The 2,064-nt window shown below is 57.2% G+C and carries 2 protein-coding genes; both read right to left on the reverse strand.

Going from position 1 to position 2,064, the window contains the following annotated elements:
• Positions 1-45 precede the first annotated feature (45 nt).
• Entirely contained in the window at positions 46-1,602 is a 1,557-nt protein-coding gene (tnpC, locus tag AC3ZVB_RS29235; RefSeq protein WP_490148508.1) for an IS66 family transposase, read from the reverse strand.
• Positions 1,603-1,620: 18 nt separating this feature from the next.
• Positions 1,621-1,980, reverse strand: a complete 360-nt coding sequence (gene tnpB, locus AC3ZVB_RS29240) for an IS66 family insertion sequence element accessory protein TnpB (protein WP_490148509.1) — start codon at positions 1,978-1,980, stop codon at positions 1,621-1,623.
• Between the last annotated feature and the right edge of the window lie 84 nt (positions 1,981-2,064).

A 2,064-nucleotide genomic window follows, 5' to 3' on the forward strand; every position in this document is an offset into this window, starting at 1 on the left:
GAGTGCGATCCATAAACCCCACCTACCCAGCACCTGGATAGCAGGTTACCGTGGCATCTCTGGCGAACAGTTCCACGGCAGCAGTGCTTCGTAGTCGGCTACCGACTGCGCATGTGGTAACCGCTCAAGTACGTGGCGCAGCCACGTATAGGGCTCTTGGCCGTTGACCTTGGCAGTCTCGACCAAGCTGTAGATCTGCGCGCTGGCCGTGGCGCCTTTAGGCGTGTCACTGAACAGCCATGCCTTACGCCCGATAACAAACGGCTTTATCGCACGCTCCGCCAGGTTGTTGTCGATCGGCAAATGGCCGGCCTCGACGTAGCGTTCCAACCGGCTCCAGTTGTTCGCCAAATAGTGCACCGCCTTGCCCAGCACACTTTGCGGTGTGACTTGAGCGTGCGTCTTGTCCAGCCAGCGTTTCAACTGGCCCAAGATCGGCAGGCTTTTTTCCTGACGTTCGATGAACCGCTGTTCATCGCTGACATCCTTGAGTTCTCGCTCGATGCCATACAGCTTGTTGATCATCGCCAGCGCAATATCGGCGCGCCCGGTCTTGCCCTTGGGCTGTACTTTCTGCGCCTCAACGAACTTGCGCCGTGCATGCACCATGCACGCCAGACGCTCGACGCCAGGCTGTAATGCCAAGGCGTTGTAACCGGCGTAATCATCAGTCATCACATAGCCGCGATAACCCTCCAACAGCCGCAGCGGTACTTCCTGCGCACGGCTGGTGGTGTAGTCGAACAACACGACTTGTCGATCAGGCGGGCCACTGGCCTGCACCCACATCCAGGACTGGCTGGTCGGGTCGCGATCCGGTTCTTTGAGCACCTGCACCCGCGTTTCGTCGCAGTGAATGACCGGGCTTTCCAGTAACCGGTCGCGCATCAGGTTCAGCAGCGGCTGGAAGTGTTCGCTACATTGGATGACCCAACGCGCCAACGTCTGTCGAGGGATCTCGATACCGTGCCGGCTCAGCACCGTTTCAAAACGATGCAGCGGCAGGCCATCGACATACTTGGTGGTCAGCAACATGGCCAATACGCTTGGACTGGCCATGCTCTTTTCGATCAACTGAGCAGGTTTATCAGCCGTGACCGGAGCCGTTTCACAACCACGGCAGCCGTAGACCTTGCGCACGTGTTTGATCACGCGGATTTGCATCGGCACGATGTCCAGTTGCTCGCTGGTTTCCTCGCCAATGACATGCTTACGGCAACCGCAGGCGCAGGTCAGTTCGTCCTCTGGCAAGTCGTGGATGATTTCGACGCGCGGCAGATCGGCCGACAGCGGCTTGCGTTTGCCGCGACGCTTGGACGGAGCAACAACTTCTTCATCCGCATCCTCAACCACCGCCAGCAGAGGCTCGCTTTCAGGCTCGTTGAACATCGCCAGTTGCGGCGTGTTGGGATCGACGGTCTGCTCGGATTTACGATTGAACAGTCGATCACGCAGCAACTTAATCTGTTCTTTCAGATCAACGATGTGGGTCGCATAAGCCTCCTTGACTGCCAGCTCACGCACACGGGCAGCGTAACTCTCAAGCAGCATTTGCTTGAGCAGAACGGCATCATCAGGAAGATCATCGGGCAGTGAAATCATGGCCCGGATTATACCGGCTCAGGCCACGAAACGGGGTGTCAAAACCTGATGCGGACGGTTGCGCCAGAGATCGAAACCGTCTAGCAGCCAGTTCAGCTCCTGGACGGTCAGGACAATGGCTTCGTCGGTGAGGTCGGGCGAGGTTTTGAATCGCTCAGACTCCAGTCGCTTGAGCCAAAGACAGAAACCGTTGCGCTCCCAATACAACACCTTGACCCGATTGCGGTGGCGATTTAGAAAAACAAAAAGCACGGGGTCAAACACCGCGACCTTGATATCCAGTTCGACGAGGGCCGCCAAGCCGTCGATGGATTTTCGAAAGTCGACCGGTTTTGGGTAGAGGTACACTTTTTCAACGCTGGCATTGGGACGCATCATGACGATGGGCTCCTGATTGAAATCGGGAGCACAGCATCAGCCGTCAGCTATTGGCTTGGAATGTGGGGTTCGTGGATCGCACTC

The organism is Pseudomonas sp. MDV22-iso1, assembly GCF_058145095.1.